At 71.6% G+C, this 17,528-nt stretch carries 17 protein-coding genes; 8 read left to right on the forward strand and 9 right to left on the reverse strand.

Annotation, left to right across the window (positions count from 1 at the left end):
- Positions 1–78 precede the first annotated feature (78 nt).
- The 5 genes from OG975_RS44045 to OG975_RS44065 all read left to right on the forward strand — a co-directional run bounded on the left by OG975_RS44045 (position 79) and on the right by OG975_RS44065 (position 4,964).
- The gene (locus OG975_RS44045) at positions 79–651 is read left to right on the forward strand and encodes a TIGR03086 family metal-binding protein (RefSeq protein ID WP_406335316.1); all 573 of its coding nucleotides are present in this window, start codon (positions 79–81) and stop codon (positions 649–651) included.
- Positions 652–738: 87 nt separating this feature from the next.
- Entirely contained in the window at positions 739–984 is a 246-nt protein-coding gene (locus OG975_RS44050) for a hypothetical protein (RefSeq protein WP_330309393.1), read from the forward strand.
- Positions 985–987: 3 nt separating this feature from the next.
- Positions 988–1,365, forward strand: coding sequence for a toxin Doc (locus OG975_RS44055; RefSeq protein ID WP_075028158.1), 378 nt, complete (start codon positions 988–990; stop codon positions 1,363–1,365).
- Between the two features lie 158 nt (positions 1,366–1,523).
- Positions 1,524–2,546 carry a pyridoxal-phosphate dependent enzyme gene (locus OG975_RS44060; RefSeq protein ID WP_406335318.1) on the forward strand — a complete coding sequence of 341 codons (1,023 nt, stop codon included), beginning with the start codon at positions 1,524–1,526 and terminating at the stop codon, positions 2,544–2,546.
- Between the two features lie 531 nt (positions 2,547–3,077).
- A complete protein-coding gene (locus OG975_RS44065; protein WP_406335319.1) occupies positions 3,078–4,964 on the forward strand; it encodes an RICIN domain-containing protein in 1,887 nt (628 codons plus the stop codon).
- A gap of 2 nt (positions 4,965–4,966) precedes the next feature.
- Here the strand turns inward: OG975_RS44065 and OG975_RS44070 are convergent, their stop codons facing one another.
- Both OG975_RS44070 and OG975_RS44075 read right to left on the reverse strand, forming a co-directional pair.
- Positions 4,967–5,944 carry a 2-hydroxyacid dehydrogenase gene (locus OG975_RS44070; RefSeq protein ID WP_406335320.1) on the reverse strand — a complete coding sequence of 326 codons (978 nt, stop codon included), beginning with the start codon at positions 5,942–5,944 and terminating at the stop codon, positions 4,967–4,969.
- Positions 5,941–7,110 (reverse strand): lactate 2-monooxygenase, encoded by a 1,170-nt coding sequence (locus OG975_RS44075; protein ID WP_406335321.1) that lies wholly within the window; start codon positions 7,108–7,110, stop codon positions 5,941–5,943. The genes OG975_RS44070 and OG975_RS44075 overlap by 4 nt, the downstream gene beginning before the upstream one ends.
- Positions 7,111–7,223: 113 nt before the next feature.
- On the opposite strand from OG975_RS44075, the gene OG975_RS44080 reads away from it, so the two are divergent.
- Complete coding sequence (locus OG975_RS44080) at positions 7,224–8,426, forward strand: PucR family transcriptional regulator (RefSeq protein ID WP_406335322.1); 1,203 nt, start codon at positions 7,224–7,226, stop codon at positions 8,424–8,426.
- 268 nt (positions 8,427–8,694) lie between these two features.
- Here OG975_RS44080 and OG975_RS44085 read toward each other — a convergent pair whose 3' ends face one another.
- The 5 genes from OG975_RS44085 to OG975_RS44105 form a co-directional block, all read right to left on the reverse strand.
- On the reverse strand, positions 8,695–9,375 hold the full coding sequence (locus OG975_RS44085; protein ID WP_406335324.1) for a cyclase family protein: 681 nt from the start codon (positions 9,373–9,375) through the stop codon (positions 8,695–8,697).
- Positions 9,375–10,970, reverse strand: coding sequence for a purine-cytosine permease family protein (locus tag OG975_RS44090; protein WP_406335325.1), 1,596 nt, complete (start codon positions 10,968–10,970; stop codon positions 9,375–9,377). The genes OG975_RS44085 and OG975_RS44090 overlap by 1 nt, the downstream gene beginning before the upstream one ends.
- 249 nt (positions 10,971–11,219) lie before the next feature.
- A complete protein-coding gene (locus OG975_RS44095) occupies positions 11,220–11,669 on the reverse strand; it encodes a TIGR03668 family PPOX class F420-dependent oxidoreductase (protein ID WP_406335326.1) in 450 nt (149 codons plus the stop codon).
- A gap of 33 nt (positions 11,670–11,702) precedes the next feature.
- Positions 11,703–12,530 (reverse strand): LLM class F420-dependent oxidoreductase, encoded by an 828-nt coding sequence (locus tag OG975_RS44100; protein WP_406335327.1) that lies wholly within the window; start codon positions 12,528–12,530, stop codon positions 11,703–11,705.
- Positions 12,531–12,583: 53 nt separating this feature from the next.
- Positions 12,584–13,150, reverse strand: a complete 567-nt coding sequence (locus OG975_RS44105) for a hypothetical protein (RefSeq protein WP_406335329.1) — start codon at positions 13,148–13,150, stop codon at positions 12,584–12,586.
- A 309-nt stretch (positions 13,151–13,459) separates the two neighbouring features.
- On the opposite strand from OG975_RS44105, the gene OG975_RS44110 reads away from it, so the two are divergent.
- Positions 13,460–13,894 (forward strand): protease inhibitor, encoded by a 435-nt coding sequence (locus OG975_RS44110; RefSeq protein ID WP_406335330.1) that lies wholly within the window; start codon positions 13,460–13,462, stop codon positions 13,892–13,894.
- A 325-nt stretch (positions 13,895–14,219) separates the two neighbouring features.
- On the opposite strand, the gene OG975_RS44115 is transcribed toward OG975_RS44110, so the two are convergent.
- Both OG975_RS44115 and OG975_RS44120 read right to left on the reverse strand, forming a co-directional pair.
- Positions 14,220–15,230, reverse strand: a complete 1,011-nt coding sequence (locus tag OG975_RS44115; RefSeq protein WP_406335331.1) for a Ppx/GppA family phosphatase — start codon at positions 15,228–15,230, stop codon at positions 14,220–14,222.
- A 98-nt stretch (positions 15,231–15,328) separates the two neighbouring features.
- A complete protein-coding gene (locus OG975_RS44120; protein ID WP_406335332.1) occupies positions 15,329–15,826 on the reverse strand; it encodes a methyltransferase family protein in 498 nt (165 codons plus the stop codon).
- Positions 15,827–15,966: 140 nt separating this feature from the next.
- On the opposite strand from OG975_RS44120, the gene OG975_RS44125 reads away from it, so the two are divergent.
- On the forward strand, positions 15,967–17,514 hold the full coding sequence (locus OG975_RS44125; protein WP_406335333.1) for a bifunctional phosphatase PAP2/diacylglycerol kinase family protein: 1,548 nt from the start codon (positions 15,967–15,969) through the stop codon (positions 17,512–17,514).
- The last annotated feature ends 14 nt before the right edge of the window (positions 17,515–17,528 follow it).

Here is a 17,528-nt window from a genome sequence, read left to right on the forward strand (position 1 = left end):
ACCTGCTGAAGCACCTTCCCTCCCCGCCGGGCCGTATCCCCTCCCGGACGAGCGGCCCCTCTCGATTCGGAGCACATCATGAACACCACCCCCGCAGAGCTCGCCGACCAGCTTGCCCGCGCCGCCCGCAACCTCCAGGCGTACGCCCAGCAGCCCGCCCTCACCGGCAAGCGTGAACTCCCCACGCCCTGCCCCGACTTCGACGTCCATCGGCTCAGCGAGCACCTGCTCGGCGCACTCGTGATGGGCGCGTACGCCGCCGCGAAGGAGCCGCTCCCCGCCGACGCCCCGATGGCCCTGACCGAGGCGCCCTGGGTGGCCTTCCCGCCGCTCGTCGAGCGGCTCGCCGCCGCGTGGGCCGAGCCGGGAGCCTGGGAGGGTGAGACGCCCTTCGCGTCGCGCACCTTCCCCGCGCAGCTCGCCGGGTTGATCACCATCATGGAACTGACCGTGCACGGCTGGGACCTGGCCACCGCCACCGGTCAGCCGTTCACGGCCGACGACGACGTGATCGCCACCGTGGCGGACGTCGTCGGACAGATCGCCGGCGGCGCCCGGGCGAACGGATCCTTCGGGCCGGAGGTCGAGCCCGCCGTCGACGCCACACCGCTGGAGCGTCTGCTGGCCTTGACCGGACGGAAGGTCGCCTGATGGCCGTTGAACCGGCCAGGTACCGCAGTGAACAGGTGCTGACCTGCGGGTATTTACGAGTAAGTACCCGCGCGGTACCGTGAGGGCATGCCAGCTCTCAACGTGGAGTTCAGCGACCGCGAGCTAGAGGATCTGCGGCAGATAGCCAAGGAGCGCGGTACGTCGATGAAAGCCCTGGTGCGGGAGGCCGCCGCGGCGGACATCGTGCGGCACCGGGCGCTGCAGGAAGGCGCGGAGGTGTTCCGCCGGTTCTTCGCCGCGCACGCGGACGAATTCGCCGCCGCCTTCCCCGAGGACGAACCATCCGCGAAGGGCGAGGGGCGGGTCGCCTGACCGATGGCTCCCGTCATCCATATCGACGTGCCCTGGCTGCTCCAGCGCCACGAAGAAGTACTGCCCGACCAGCCCACGGTCAACGACTTCTCGGCACTGGTCGCCGCCGTGGCCCGCCACCGCGTCGACCCGCCCCGCCTCGGCGTCGACTCCGACCCGGCCTGGCGCGCCGCCGCGCTGCTGCACACCCTGGCCCTGCTGAAGCCCTTACCGGCTGCCAACGCCCGCTTCGCCTGCTCGGCGGCGGTCGCGTACATGTTCGTCAGCGGCGTCGGCATCGACCCGCCGTACGGAGCCCTGGTCGACCTCGCCCGCGATCTGATCTCCGGCAAGACGGATGTCTACGGAGCGGCCGACCGACTGCGGTCCTGGCAGATCTGAGCCCGGCGGACGGGTATCCGGGGGTGGCGGGGCCGGGGCGCGGTGGCGGCGCTCGGGCATCCGTAGGCCGGAATCTCAGGTCGGCGCACGGGAATCCGTGCACCTGAATCTCAGGCCGGCGCACGGGATCCGCGGCCGACGGGCGGCACTATGGCCGTATGCCGCTGATCATGAGGCCCGCCGCGCGGGACTGGACCTGTGAGCCCGCTCCCGACGAGGTGCGCGCCTTCCACGCCACTCTGCCCGGCCACGCCCCCACTCCGCTCACCGAACTGCCCGCCCTCGCCGTTGAGTTGGGAGTCGCTCGCGTCTTCGTCAAGGACGAGTCGGCGCGGCTCGGACTGCCTGCCTTCAAGGTGCTCGGAGCGTCCTGGGCGATCCACCGGATCCTCGCCGCGGCCGACGGTCCGCTCACTCTCGTCACCGCCACCGACGGCAACCACGGCCGGGCCGTGGCCCGTACGGCACGTCTCCTCAAGCACCGTGCCCATGTCCTCGTGCCGCAGGGGGTGGGGCCGGGCGCCGTGGACGCCATCGTCGCCGAAGGGGCACGGGTGACGCGGGTCGAGGGCCCCTTCGACGAAGCGGTGCGCCGGGCCGCCGCGGTCGCGGACGCGCCCGGCGCCGTTCTGGTGCAGGACACCGCCTGGCCCGGCTACGAGGAGATCCCGGGCTGGATCGTCGAGGGCTACTCCACCCTGTTCGCCGAGATAGGCTCCCAACTCGCCGCCAAGGGAGTCGAGTTGCCCGATCTCGTGGCCGTCCCCGCCGGTGTGGGATCCCTCGCGCAGGCGGCCGTCACGCACTACCGCAGCCGCCGTATACCCGGCCCCTGTCTGCTGTCCGTGGAACCCGAAGCGGCGTCCTGCGTTCTGGCGAGTCTCACCCACGGCCGGTCGATGAGCGTGACCACCGGCGACACCATCATGGCGGGGCTCAATTGCGGTACCCCGTCCAGTCTCGCCTGGCCCTTCCTCCGCGACGGCCTGGACGCCGCCGTCGCCGTCACCGACGCCGACAGCGCTCGCGCGGTCCACGACCTCGCCGCCCTCGGTGTCTCCTCCGGCCCAAGCGGTGCGGCATCGCTGGCGGGGATCCGGGCGGCCGTCGCGCAGGGGCTCGCCCTCGAACCCGGCTCGACCGTCGTCCTGCTCAGCACCGAAGGGCCCACAGCCACCTGACCGCGGGCCCCGCAACAGACCCGCCCTCGGGGCCGCCGACCGAGGGCGGGAGGATCGGGGCCGGCGGCCGGTTTCGCGCGGGAGAGCCGCCGTCCTGCGCGGGGCCCCCGAGAAGGGCCGGTTCCAGTGGACTACGGAGTTCTGCGCGCCGGGAGCGTGCGCGGGCCGCCGGCGCGTGCGCGCGGTTCACACGGGGCGCATGGAATATCGAAAGCTGGTGCGAGTCATGTGAGTTGCCCCTGGTTCTGACTTTCTTTCAATAGGGCTGATGTTGCTCAAGTGCCTTGTTGGTCATGAGCGTGTTGTGCGAGGGTGAACGTCCTGCGCTGGGTCAATGGCCGGGTCTGAATCGCCGTTCACTATTCCGGTCTGTCGACGAGCTCATAAGGCTGGCCGACGGTCGCCGTACGGCCTTCGCGCCCCGGCCGTTTTCCCGACGTTCCGTCAAAAAGGTACGCACCAATCAGGGCTCCTTTTCGGCGGACAAGAACTTCTGTGTGCCACCTTGCACCTTGGAAGGAACCCGCTCTAGTGCACACCCCCCACCCCCCTCGTCCCCCTTATCCGCCCGGTGGCGTTCCCGGTGAATCCGACGAGAGTCTCGCCGCCGGGCTGAGAGGCAGACCGGAGAGCGATGCCGCCCATCCCGTCGCCCTGCTGATGGCCCGGCACTGGCAGTCGACGTACGACTACGCGGTCATCTGCCTCGCATCTTCGGCGAACGTCGCCTCCATGGTCACCGCGACCTCCTTCCACCAGATGCTCGACGGCCTCATGCAAGGCGACTCCGGTCTCGCGCTCCGGCCGCACCTCCTCGTGACCGTGCGGGACACCGTCAAGGACTGGTCCGCGGACGATCGGATATCCGATGTTCTGCCGGACTTGAGGAAACCCGCGGGCGGTCGCGGCATGCGCGTGGCCAAGTCCATGACGGCCGAAAATCGGAAGCTCGCCGAGCGCTCTTTCCATGCCCTCCCGGGACTCGCCCGGTGTCTGCTGTGGCACACCGAGGTCGAGGCCGAGCCCATATCCGTACCGGCTGGTCTGTCGGGCATGGATACCGACAGCGCGTCGGCCGCTCTGGAGCAGGCCCGCGAACAATTCCGGGAGGGCTGTGTACGCGCCCACCGGGAACTCGCGCCGACCAAGGAATGCGGCTTCTACAACCGGTTGCTGGACGTGCCGATTCGCCGCGGCGGCGCCTTGCTGCCCGATGTCCAACAGCATCTGATGGAGTGCCCCTACTGCCGCTACGCGGCCGAGCAACTCAGCCATTTCGAGGGCGGGTTGGGCGTACTGCTCGCCGAAGCGGTACTCGGCTGGGGCGCACGGCGGTATCTCGACTCGCGCCCGGGGCGCGCGGGGCAAGCGGTGCGCCCCCGGGTCGGATCCCCCTTCGGCGGCAGGCGGCAGGGAGACGACGGATCTCCCGGCAGCGGTGGACGTCCGGGAAGCGGTGGCCGCCATCGCCTGCTGTCCCGGATTCCCACCCAGGACCGCCGTTCGGCCCAGCCGGCAGAACGGCCCCCGAAGGCCCTGCTCACGGGGGCGGGCGTCTCGGCCGTCCTCCTCGTCACCGTGCTCGCCACCAGCCTGTGGTCGAACGACGACGGCGGCGCCGACCCCACGGCCTCCACAGGCGCGAGCAGCAGCCGCACCCTGTCGCCCACACCCGGCTCCCAGGCCCCGCCCGCCGTGTCCTCGCCGCCCGACTCGGCCGGGCTCCCGACGACCACCGAGCAGACCCGGCTGCGCAACCTCGCCGCCGACCTGTGCCTCGACATCCGGGGCGGCAAGGCGAAGGCCGGCGCCTCGACCAAGCTGGCGGTGTGCTCGTCCGCCTGGACCCAGCAGTGGTCGTACGAGGAAGACGGTCTGCTGCGCAGCGTCGCCAACCCCGAGCTGTGCCTCGACTCGCACGCTGACAACGGTGTCGTGTTCCTGGACCTCTGTGCCGCCAAGAGCGCGGCGGGCGGCGAGGACGAGCGCTACGACCTCACCGTGCGGGGCGAGTTGCTGCCCCGCTGGAACGACGGACTCGCCGTCGCGCCCGCCTCCACCGATCCCGATGCCGACATCGTCGTCAAGGTGCGCGACGGCTCCGACGTCCAGCGGTGGCGGACCGACGCGTCGTCGGCCGGCCCCGAGTCGCTGTCGATCGCGGGCACGACCAGCTGCTCGACGCGGCCCACGAGCGCCCCGCCGTCGGCCGACGGCACGCCCGAGGTGCCGAGCGAACCGCCGAACGAACAGTCGACAGGTGTGCCGGTCGAGCCCGAGGCCACTCCGTCGGAGACCTATCAGGAACCGCGCGCCGTGGCCGTCAGCGATGGCGACGACAGCGGCAGCGCGAGCGCGACACCCGCGCTGCCGCTGCCCCTCCAACTTCCCGACGTCATCACGGGGGTTGGACTGTGACGCTACGAGACGACATCCCGCGGCGGCTTGCCGGCCATGAACTCGACGGCGTTCTGGACCGCCGCCAGCGCGATCCGGACGAGCGTCTCGCGCGTGACGCCCGCGACATGCGGTGACAGCACCACGTTCGGGGCCTTGAGCAACCGCAGGGCCGGAGTGGGCGGTTCGGGGTCGAAGACGTCGATGCCCGCTCCGGCCAGGGTGCCCGCCTCCAGCGCGTCCGCGAGGGCGTCCTGGTCGATCAGGGAGCCCCGCGCGGTGTTGATCACGAACGCGGTCGGCTTGAGGAGTGCCAGCCGTTCGGCGTTCAGCAGATGCCGGGTCGCGTCGGTCAGTGGCGCGTGCAGCGTGATGTAGTCCGAGGTACGCAGGAGTTCGTCGAGTTCGACATGGCGGGCGCCGCCGAGCCGGGCCTCGGTCTCCGCGCCGACGGGCTGCGGACCGGCGTACACGATGCTCATGTCGAACGCGACCGCGCGCCGGGCGACCTCCTCGCCGATGTGTCCGAGCCCGACGATGCCGAGGGTCTTGCCGGACAGTTCGGTGATGGACTGCTGGAGCCGCGGCAGCGCCCAGTCGGCGTCGACCAACGCCGTGTGCGCGGGGACCAGTTGCTTGGCGAGAGCCAGCATGAGGGCGAAGGTCTGCTCGGCCACGTTCTGCTTCTCGGCGCCGCTGGAGCCGATGTTGCACACGGGCACACCCTTGGCGCGCGCCGCGTCCAGGTCGACGTAGTCGAAGCCATGGCTGGCACACTGGATGAGTTCCAACTCCGGTGCCGCGGCGATGTGTTCGGCGGTCACCGGGCCGAGTCCCGTGATGATGACATGCGCCGCGCGCAGCGCGTCGGGGTTCTCGTCGGTCGCCTCCACGACGGTGACGTGGGCCTCGCCGGGGAACACGGTGGCGAGCGCCGCGCCTGCCGTACGGCCCCCGACATGCGGCGAGACGACGGCCAGAACGTTCTTCGTGACGGTCATGCGGTTTCCTCGATCAGGTCGTCGGGGCCGAGGGTGGCGGGGCGGGCGTGCCCGGACAGGGCCAGCGTCAGGTCGAACTCGGCGAGCAGACAGCGGATGACGTGCTCGACGCCCGCCTGTCCGTCGAGGCCGAGCCCATAGGCGTACGGGCGTCCGACGAGCACCGCCTCGGCGCCGAGCGCGAGTGCCTTGAAGATGTCGTCGCCGGTGCGGATCCCGCTGTCGAAGAGGACGGTCAGCCGGTCACCGGCCGCCTCGACCACGCGGGGCAGCGCGTCGGCGGCCGCCACCGATCCCGCCACCTGCCGCCCGCCGTGGTTGGAGACGACCACGCCGTCCATCCCGGCATCGGCGGCACGGCGGGCGTCGTCCGGGTGCAGGACGCCCTTGAGGACGATCGGCCCGTCCCAGTTCTCCCGCAGGAAGGCCAGGTCCGGCCAGGTCTTGCCGGGATCCGCGAACATCCCCACGAAGTGCATCACCGCCGCGTTCGGATCCTCGTGCACCGGCTTGGCCAGGCCCGCCTGGAACGCCGGGTCCGAGAAGTAGTTGGCGGTGCCCACACCGTGCAGGAACGGCAGATACGCCTGGTCCAGGTCGCGCGGGCGCCATGCCAGCAGGGGAGTGTCGAGGGTGACGAGCAGCGCCGTGTACCCCGCCGCCTTCGCCCGGTCCAGGAAGGACCGGGTGACCTCGCGGTCCTTCGCCCAGTACAGCTGGAACCAGCGCTCCGCGTCGCCCATCGCCTCCGCGACCTGCTCCATGGGAGTGCTGGACGCCGACGACAGGATGTACGGCACACCCTGCGCCGCGGCGGCCCGCGCGGCGGCGGACTCCGCTTCCGGGTGCATGATCGACAGCACGCCCACGGGCGCGAGAGCCACCGGTGCGGGCAGCGGACGCCCCAACACCTCGACGGACAGATCGCGTTCCTGCACATCGCGCAGCATGCGTGGCACGATCCGCCGCCGGTCGAGGGCCTCCCGGTTGGCCCGCGCGGTGCTGCCGTTGCCCGCGCTGCCCGCCACATAGCCGACCGGACCGGGGCCGAGCCGCTGCTCGGTGAGCTCCTCCAGCCGGGTCAGATCGGTGGGCAGCCGCGGTACGGCGCCCGTCATTCCGTTCAGATAGATCTCGTACTGGAAGTCGGCCCAATGCTTCGCCATCCGTACGTCCCGCCTCTCGTCCCTGAGACCGCGCTGTACGACGTCGATCCTGGCGACTGTGACAAGGTCCGTCCACTGTGGTGCGCACATCGTGCGGCTGGGATTATCACCTTGTGAGTAACAAGACCGTGGAGGTCGCGGCAGGGAACCCCGCAGACATCAGAGAGCGCATCCGGCAGGAGATGGTCGCCGACCCGCGTGTCGTGGAGGCGATCGTCGCGGCCGTGCACGAACAGGTTCCGGTGTACGCGGCGCTCGACGACAGCCGACTGCCGGAGGTACGGGCCATCGCGGCGTGGGGGCTGGAGCGGCTGCTCCACCTCTGGGCGACCGACGGCACGCTGGGGCCGGCCGATCTCAGGCGGTTCCGGGGCATCGCGGCGGCCCGCGCGGCGGACGGGCGGCCCGTACAGGCCGTACTGCGCGCCTACCGCGTGGCGGGGACCGTCCTCACCGACGAGATCGCGGCCCGCGCGCCCCGGCTCACCGCCGCGGACGCCTTCGCGCTCGCCCGGATGCTGCTGACCACCCTCGACACGCTCTCCGAGGAGATGGCCACGGCGTACGCCGCCACCGACGAGGATCTCGCCGAGGACCACGACAGGGCACTGCGGCTGCTGCTCGACGACCTGATCGCCGGGCGGCACGCCTCCGTGGGCGCCCTGACCGACCGGTCGGCCCGCCTGGGTATCCAACTCCCGGATCCGTATTGCCTGTTGGTGGCGGAGCCGGCCGACGGGGACCGTCCCGACATGGCGCACGACGCGGCGACGGGACTGCTCGACGCGCTGGCCGTACCGGGCGACGAGGTCACTTCGCTGGCGACGGTACGCGGCTCACGTGCCGTTCTGCTGCTGCCGGCCGGTGTCTGCGCGAAGGTCGGAGCGGTGCTGGGCGGGCGGTCCTGGCGAGGCTGCGCGATCACCGGCGAGAGCCTGGACCGGGTCGCCGTCGCGCACCGCCTCGCGGCCGATGCCCTCGACACGGCGCCCGGCCACGCCCACCGGTCCGGGCGTGTTCTCACGGACGCGGACGCCCATGTCCTCGCGCTGCTCGCCGGGCATCCGGTCGCCGCGCCGGACCACATCGCGCGTCTGGTGCTCGGGCCGCTCGTCGATGCGGGGCAGCGGCACCTGCTGGAGGCGCTCACCGCGTACATCGACACGGGGTCGGCGAATGCCGCCGCCCGTGCGTTGCATCTCCATGCCCAGTCGCTGCGCTACCGCCTGCGGCGCATCCACGAACTGACGTCCCGTGACCCCCGAGATCCCTGGCAGCGGCTCACTTTGGACATCGCCCGCACGATCGGGCCGTAGCAGAGGGTTCCTCGCCCCCGCCGCCCCTACCCGTCCCATCCCTGGGGGCTGCGCCCCCAGACCCCCCTAAAAGATTGCGCAGTTCCCCGCGCCCCTTAAAAGACGGCAGCGGGTGGGTGGGGGATCGCGGGGCGCAGCCCCGCGCCTTAGGGGCGCGGGGAACTGCGCGAACGGCCCCCACCGGTCCGCAGTCGACACTCGACCGAACGGGGTCTGGGGCGGAGCCCCAGAAGGATGGGACGGGTAGGGGCGGCGGGGGCGGAATCGGCTAGGAAGTCTGGCTGGGTGGTGTCACGCGGGCGGTGGCGCGGACAGGGGCGCCGTCCGCGCCGGGGAGGCGGAGCGGGAAGAGGAAGACCTCGATCGAGTGGCCGGCGGCGTGTGCGTCGGCCACTTGGTCGAGGTGGGTGAGGTTCTCGGCGATCACGCCTCCCGTGCCGCACAGGACACGGTGCGCGGGCAGGCCGTCCCCGCCCGTGGGGTCCACGCTCAGCGCGTCGACGGCCACGGTGCGGACGCCCGCGTCGACGACCGCCTGGGCGGCCTCCGGAGTGAGCCAGGGATGCGCGAGGTAGTGGTCCGTCCCCCAGTACGCCGACCAGCCCGTGGCGAGCAGAAGGATCGCACCGGGCTGGAGCCGCAGCCGGCCCAGCGCGGGCGCGAGCAGGTCAGGACTGATCGGCGCCCGCGCCGGGAGCCCGCGGACGTCGGCGACGACCGCGGGTCCCGCGAAACGCTCCAGCGGCAGGTCGTCCAGCGTGGGCCACGCCTCGTCCACGTGGTACGGCGCGTCGACATGCGTCCCGGACTGCGACCCCATGTGCAGCCGCAGGACGTTGACGCCGTGCTCGGCGACCCGCAGCGCCCTGGACACCTCCACCCGAGGGTCACCGGGATAGACGGGCATCCCGGTGACCACGGGCACGGACAGGTCGAGCCAGGACTCCATCAGCTGCCTTCGACGGCGAGCACCGGCGGGGTGTCGTCGGGCTCCTTGTCCGATCCCGCGCCGGGGCCGGTGATCGGCGGCACCGGGGAGTCGACCGTACGGACCAGTCGGGCTCCCTCCGGTCCGTACACGGCCCGGGGTTCGGGGAACAGCCGCAGCAGGGACAGGAACAGTACGGCGGCGACGGCCAGCGACAGCGGCAGGCTGATGTCGATGCCGTTCGCCAGGTCGCCCAGCGGACCGACGAACTGGCCCGGGATGTTGGTGAAGAGAACGCCGATCACGGCGCCCACCCACCATGCCGTCATGCCACGCCAGTTCCAGCCGTGCGAGAACCAGTAACGGCCGCCGCGCTGACGGCGGTTGAAGACCTGGAGCGCGTCCGGGTCGTACCAGCCGCGCCGGGTGTAGAAGCCGAGGATCATCACGACCATCCACGGCGTGGTGCAGGTGATGATCATCGTGGCGAACGTCGAGATCGACTGCACCAGGTCGAAGCCGAAGCGGCCGACGAAGATGAACGCGATCGACAGCACGCCGACCAGGAACGTCGCCTGGACCCGGGAGAGGCGGGGGAACACCGACGAGAAGTCGAGCCCCGTGCCGTACAGCGACGTCGTACCCGTCGACATGCCGCCGATCAGCGCGAGCAGACACACCGGCAGGAAGAACCAGCTCGGTGAGATGGCCAGCAGCCCGCCCACGAAGTCGGGGGCCGCCGGGTCGACGTACTTCGGCGCCTTCGTCGCGATGATGCTCGCGGTCGCGAGACCGAAGACGAACGGCAGGAGGGTCGCTATCTGGGAGAGGAACGCGGCGCCCACGACCTTGCGGCGCGGAGCGTTGGCCGGGATGTAGCGCGACCAGTCGCCGAGGAAGGCGCCGAAGGACACCGGGTTCGACAGCACGATCAGCGCCGAACCGATGAAGGAGGGCCAGAACAGTGCCTGCGTCGCCGAGTCGGCCGAGGCCGTGAAGACACCGGCGTACGACGGGTCGAAGTCACCGGCGAAGGCGATCGCACCGAGCAGGAACAGCACGGTCGCCGAGGTCACCGCGATCTTGTTGACGAACAGCATGAACCGGAACCCGTACACGCACACCGCGAGGACCAGACCGCCGAACAGCGCGTACGCGACGACGTACGACAGCGTGCTGCGCTCCAGGCCGAACAGCCGGTGCGCGCCGCCGACCAGGGCGTCGCCGGAGCTCCACACCGAGATCGAGAAGAACGCGACGGCCGTCAGAAGGGAGAGGAACGAGCCGACCACCCGGCCGTGCACACCCAGGTGCGCGGAGGAGGCGACCGCGTTGTTCGTGCCGTTGACCGGGCCGAACACCGCCATCGGGCACAGGATCAGCGCGCCGACGACGACTCCGAGGAGCGTTGCCGCGAGCCCCTGCCAGAAGGAGAGGCCGAAGAGGATGGGGAAGGCGCCGAGGACGCAGGTGGAGAAGGTGTTCGCACCGCCGAACGCGACCCGGAACAGGTCGAGCGGCGACGCGGTGCGGTCCGCGTCGGGGATGCGCTCGACACCGTAGGTCTCGACCTCGGTGAGCGACGGGGGAGGGGTGGTCGGGGAGTTGTCGGACAAGAGTGCTCCAGCGAAGTGCCTGTACCCGGACGGGCGGTGGAGCGCGTTGTGACGCGGAGAGAAGGAGGGATGGCCGGTGGCCGCCGCTGGGGTGTGCGGCGTGAGCGGATGCCGTCCTTGTGGGGTCTGCCGACGCTAAGGCCCGGCATGCGGTCGGCGCCAGAAGGTAAATCATCCATCTTTCACGCCGGAGGTGGAGTATTCGTCCATCGTCGACGGTGCTCCGGTGTTCAGCCCGCTGCCCTGGGTTCAGCCGGTCGGGCCGGGGTCCCGTGCGGCGCGCCAGCCGTGCCAGCGGTGGACGGTGATCGCGATCACCGGGCCGTCCGGTGGCTGCTGCCGGTACTGCGCGTACTTCTCCCGCAGCAGGGCGATCGCCGCGGCGTACGCGTCCTGGGTGCCGGGCGGCAGGACGCGGGCGTCGCCGTCCGCCCGTACCCACCACAGCCGGTCCCAGTCCTCGTCGTCGTACACGTCCACGAGCAGGCTGACCGCGGGGTGGGCGGCGATGTTGCGCAGCCGCTTCAGCCGCTGTGATCTCTTGGGCTTGCGGTCGACGGCGGTGACGATCTCACCGCCGTGCGCGGCGAACACGACCGGCACCACGTGGGGGCGTCCGGCGGCGTCCACCGTCGCCAGGTGTGCGACACGGGCCGTCATGAACCGGCGGCGCGCCTCGTCCTCGTCCATGTCCGGCACGGTGAGCTCCGAATCCCCGGCAGCCGGGCGTCGTCACCGGTAGGCGGACGCGGCCTCGGCCAGGTCGTCCAGCGTGTGCAGGGTCTGGTCCTCGGGCCGGGTCGGCAGATAGAGCAGGGCGCGTTCGACGCCGAGTTCCGCGTAGATGTCGAGGGACTCCCGGTCGTGCCGGGCCGCGTAGACCACCACGGCCGGCCGGTCGCCGGCCGTCTCCCGCATGCGGTCGATCCGTGCGCCCAGCTCCTTGGGCGGTACGCCGCTGGGCATCCACGCCGAGCCGTACTCGGCGACGCGGGCGAAGGTGCGCTCGCTGTTGCCCCCGATCCAGAGGGGCGGATGCGGCCGCTGGACGGGCTTGGGCCAGCTGTGGACCGGGTCGAAGTCGACGAGGTCGCCGTGGAACTCGGCCTCGTCCTTGGTCCACAGCTCGATGATCGCCCGGATCCGTTCGTCCATCAGCCGCCCGCGTCCGGCCGGATTCGTCCCGTGGTTGCGCATCTCCTCCCGGTTCCAGCCGGCGCCGACACCGAACACCGCGCGGCCGCCGGAGACCAGATCGAGGGTGGCCACTTCCTTCGCGGTGATGATCGGATCACGCTCGACCACCAACGCGATCCCGGTGCCCAGCAGCAGATCGCCGGTCACGGAGGCGACCGCGGCGAGCGCCACGAACGGGTCCAGCGTGCGGTAGTACATGCGCGGCAGATCGCCACCGGCCGGGTACGGCGTCTCCCGGTTCACCGGAATGTGCGTGTGCTCGGCCAGCAGCAGTGCGTCGAACCCGCGCTCCTCCAGGGCCGGCCCCAGTGCCGCGGGGCCGATGCCCTCGTCGGTGAGAAACGTCGACACTCCGAACTTCATCCGCGACCACCTCGTCTCATCGGCAGCTACTGCTGCCAGTGTGGCGCGGTCCCTCACTCCTCGTCGGCCGAGGCGTCCTGCGGTGCGGTGTCCTGCGGTGCCGCGTCCGGTCCCTGCGCCCGGACCCGCTGCACGTGCTCCAGCGAGTCGCGCAGCTCGGTGAGCCAGTCGTCGGTGTGGCGCTGCACGAGGCGTACGCACCAGGCGAGGGCGTCGCTGCGGCTGCGGGCGACACCGGCGGCGATGAGGGTGTCGAGGACCTGGCGTTCGGGCTGGCGCAGCCGGGTCATGACGGGTGCGGCGATGTGCGTGAACAGGGCGCGCTCGCCGCCGCACTCCACACCCCAGGAGACCTTCTTGCGGAACCGGTGCTCCGCCTCGCGCGCCACCGCGACCCGGTCCTCGCGGGTGCGCTCGCGGAATTCCTGGATACGTGACTGGACGGCCGCCTCCTTCTCGGCGTCCGAGGCGCCTTCGGCGAGCCGGGGCTCGGGGATGCGGCCGATGACGGTGATCTCCTCGCGGTCGACCGTCACCTCCGCGAGGCTCTCGAAGAGATCGTCGGGCAAGCGGCCGGCGAACCAGCCGCGCAGCTTCTCGCGTTGCTCCGTTGTAATCATGTAATGACGATTACTCCGTTGCTCGATGAAAGCAAGGGGGTCAGCCATGGGCTGAAGCGGAATGTTTCAGGCCTATTGCTGAGCCATGGAAATCTGGCCAGGAGGAGACTCTCGACGATCAACAACCGCTCAGTTCCGGGGCTTACACGTTCGAATTCTGTAACTTCACGCCACTGTTTCAACACTCAAAGTTACCGAAACGCATGGGGTCGATGTGTGTTTCCGGTGAGGACTCGGCAGACTCGCGCTCGCCGAACCGGCACTCAACCGAGCCGGTATGGCATTCAATCGAGCGGAAGGATGCACACAATGCCGACCACCGCGCGCTGGGCAGCGACTCTCACCCTGACGGCCACCGCCGTCTGCGGACCCATGGCCGGGTCCGCCCTCGCGGCCCCCGCCTTCGGCCCGTCCGGGCTCTACGCCCCCTCGGCCCTGGTGCTCACCGTGGGCCACGGCAACAGCGCGGCCACCGTCACCCCGGAACGGGCGGTCACTCTGAACTGCGCCCCGACCGCCTCCGGCACCCACCCCGCCGCCCGCCAGGCCTGCGCCGAACTCCGGGTAGCCGGCGGTGACTTCGACGCCCTGGCGGTCAGAGACGACGTCGCCTGTACGAAGCAGTTCGACCCCGTGGTCGTCACGGTCGACGGCGTCTGGCAGGGCAAGCGCGTCTCGTACGAGCGCACCTTCGCCAACGAGTGCGTGAAGAACTCCTACGGGATGACCGTCTTCACGTTCTGAGGGACCGGGATCGCGCGGTCCTCGTGAATGACGTTCGAGGTCCGTTGCTGGGGAGTGCGGGCCCCGTCGCGGGGTGCCACGCGATTTCGCACCGAGGGTCGGCCGGACAGAGTGGGGCTGTCGGCCGGCCCTCGGCATTTGTGTGTGTGCCCGGTGGGGTGGTCCGGGAAGCGTGCGTTTCAGGGCGATTCCGGTAGCGGTGGAAAGCGGTCGAGCGGGCCCGAGGCGTCCACCGTCGCCATGTCCGTCTCGCCGTAAGCGGCCGGCGGCAGCCGGCTGTGACGGCGGCCGGCAGGGCCGGGACGGGTGCCGGTGAGGCGCCCGCTCAGCGCACCGGGGTCGCTATGCGCAGATGTGCCCCACTGGTCGACGGCGCGGCCTCGTCGCTCTGCCGGGTGATGTCCGCCCACCACGAGGCGCCCTCCTCCATGTGCCGCAGCAGGATGCCCTCGCGGATCGCCCAGGGGCAGATGGAGACCTTCTTGAGGCCCGTCAGCTTCATCGCCGTGTGTCCGACCACTGCACCGGCCAGGCTCTGGGCGGCCCGCGGTGCGGAGATGCCCGGGAGCAGCGCACGTTCCTTGGCCGTGAGCAGGGCGAGGCGGTCGAGTGAGTCGCGTAAGTCCGCCCGCTGCAACTCCCGTTCCGTGAAAGGGCCATGGCGTCCGGGCGGCGCCCCGCACAGCCGGGCCAGCTGCTGGAAGGTCCGCGAGGTTGCCACGGCGGTGCGCGGTCCCTCCCAGCGGATCCGTGCGGCCACGTCCCGCAGCTGATGGCGCACGTTGCGGCGCAGCTCCTTGATGCTGTCCGCCGACGGCGGATCCTGGCCCTCGAAGTACTCGCGGGTCAGCCGGCCCGCGCCGAGCGGGAGCGAGGCCACGAAGTCCGGCAGCCGGCCCCGCCCGAAGGCCACCTCCAGCGAGCCGCCGCCGATGTCGAGGAGCGCGAGCGGCCCCGAGCGCCAGCCCATCCAGCGGCGCGCCCCGAGGAACGTGAGCTCGGCCTCCAGCTCGCCCGGCAGGGTGCACAATCGCACGCCGGTCCCCGCGCGTACGGCCCTCAGCACCTCCTGACGGTTCGGGGCGTTGCGCACCACGGCGGTCGCGAAGGACAACGGGCCCGCCGCACCCCATCGTTGGGCCGTAGTGCCCGCCGCGCGCACCGCCTCGACCAGCTGCTCCACGGCCTCCTCGGGAATCGAACCGCCGTGCGCCACCCGCTCGGACAGCCGCAGCCGCCACTTCGCGGTGTGCACCGGCAGCGGTACCCCGCCCTCGGCGTCCGCCACCACGAGACGCACCGTGTTCGACCCCACATCCACCACGCTTACTCGCATGCCGCTGCATGTACCCCCGGTAACGGGGCGGCACGCCCTGCATGCACCGTTGTTGAGGGTGGTGCGGTCCCGGTGGCCTTCATTGCGCTGCTGCCGCGTCACCCGGGGCCGCGCCAGGGGCGGAGTCGGGGCCACCAGCCCGGCACCGCCGCGCGGTAGCGCTCGTACTCGGTGCCGAATCTGCCGGTCAGTTCCGGCTCCTCGTACCAGCGCGCGAACGCCGCCATCACGAGCCCGGCGACCACCCCGTACACCAGGAGCACCGGCCGCGCGAGCAGCAGGCTCTGCCCGGCGATCACCGCGACGACCGCCACGTACATCGGATTGCGGACATGCCGGTAGAGCCCGCCCACGACCAGGTGTTCCGTGGGCGCGACCGGCGCCGGAGTGCCGAGGCCCTCGGCGACGAACCGCGTGAAGGCGGACAGCAGCACCACCGCGCCCGCGGCCAGCGGCACCAGGCCCAGCACACGGACGGGGGGCCACCAGTGACCGGCCCGCCAGCCGGTCAGCCACCAGGGGAGAAGGACGGCCACCGTGCCGGGGGCCAGGGCCAGGAAGAGCGAGCTGCCGACCGCGGACGCAGATCTGCGCATACGCCCACCATGGCCGCCGCGCGGCGCGACGTAAACGTACGCGGTGCCTGGTTGGGAAACGTGCGCCGCCCGGAGCGGATACGTCACCGGTCCGAGCCGTCCGGGATGCCGAGACGGGCGCGAGACCGCAACGATGGACCATGGGTGTACTCGGCGAGCTGGACCAGCGGCTGTTCACACGGGTGGCGGGGGCGCGGGTGCCCGGGGCCGATCCGGCGCTGCGGCGGCTCAGCCACAGTGCCGACCACGGACGTCTGTGGCTGGGAGCGGCGGCCGGGCTCGCGGTGATCGGCGGACACACCGCCCGACGGGCGGCCCTGCGGGGGGTGGGCTCGCTGGCGCTGGCCTCGCTGACCGTGAACACGGTCGTGAAGTGGAGCACCCGCCGCCCCCGCCCACTGCTGGACCTCGTACCGACGATCCGGCACCTGAGCCGCCAGCCGCACACCACGTCCTTCCCCTCCGGGCACTCCGCGTCGGCCGCGGCCTTCGCCACCGGAGTCGCCCTGGAGTCCACGCGCTACGGCGCCCTGGTCGCGCCCCTCGCCGCCGCGGTCGCCTTCTCGCGCGTCTACGTGGGCGTGCACTACCCCGGAGATGTGCTGGCCGGAGTGGCGATCGGCGCCGGGGCCGCCGCGCTCACCTGCCGCTGGTGGCCGCCGCGCGCGGCCGTCCCGGAACGGGAACGACCCGCGGCCGACGCGCCCGCGCTGCCCCGCGGCGAGGGACTGGTCGTCTTCGTCAACAGCCGGGCCGGCAGCGGCGCACCCGCCGCGCCGCTGCCGCCCGCCGAGCGGCTGCGTGAACTGCTGCCCGGGGCCGAGCTGATCGAGCGCGGTCCTGACGACGACTTCACCGCGCTGCTCGCCAAGGCGGTCGACCGGGCCGCGGCGACGGGCGGCGCGCTGGGCGTGTGCGGAGGCGACGGCAGCGTCAACGCCGCGGCCCGCGCGGCGGCCGAACGAGGTCTCGCGCTGGCGGTGTTCCCCGGCGGCACCCTCAACCACTTCGCGCAGGACGTGGGCGTACCGGACTTCGAGGACACCGCCGTCGCCGTCGCCAAGGGCGAGGCGGTGGCCGTGGACATCGGCGTGGCGCGATCGGGGGCCGGGCCGGAGGTGCGGTTCCTCAACACCTTCAGCATCGGCCTGTACCCCGAACTCGTCGAGGTCCGTGAGCACTTGGAAGAGCGGTGGGGCAAGTGGCCGGCCGCGGCCGTCGCCCTCGTCCGGGTGCTGCGCACCGCGACCCCCGTCGAGCTGAGCGTCAACGGCCGCCCCCGCCGCCTGTGGCTGCTCTTCGCGGGCAATGGCCGGTACGTCCCCGAGGGCTTCGCCCCCGCGTTCAGGCCGCGTCTGGACGAGGGACTGCTCGACGTGCGTCTGGTGGACGGAGACCACCGCCTCGCCCGCACCCGCGTCATCGCCTCCGCGCTCGTCGGGGCGCTGCACCGCTCCCGGGTCTACGGCGCCGCACACGTCCCATGGGTGCGGCTGGAGGGACTCGCCGGTACGGACAGACTCGCGTACGACGGTGAAGTCGCCCCCGTGCCCGCTGAGTTGACGCTGGAGAAGGAGCACCGGGCACTCGTCGTGTACCGGCCCGCACAGCCGCAGGACGAGCTGGTCCAGCAGGCCCGTCTGGCCGCCGCGACAGCCCGCTACTGGAAACGCGCCGGAGACGGATGAGGGGCCGCCGTCTC

It is taken from the genome of Streptomyces sp. NBC_00203 (assembly GCF_045206325.1).
Classification (GTDB): Bacteria; Actinomycetota; Actinomycetes; order Streptomycetales; family Streptomycetaceae; genus Streptomyces; species Streptomyces lutosisoli.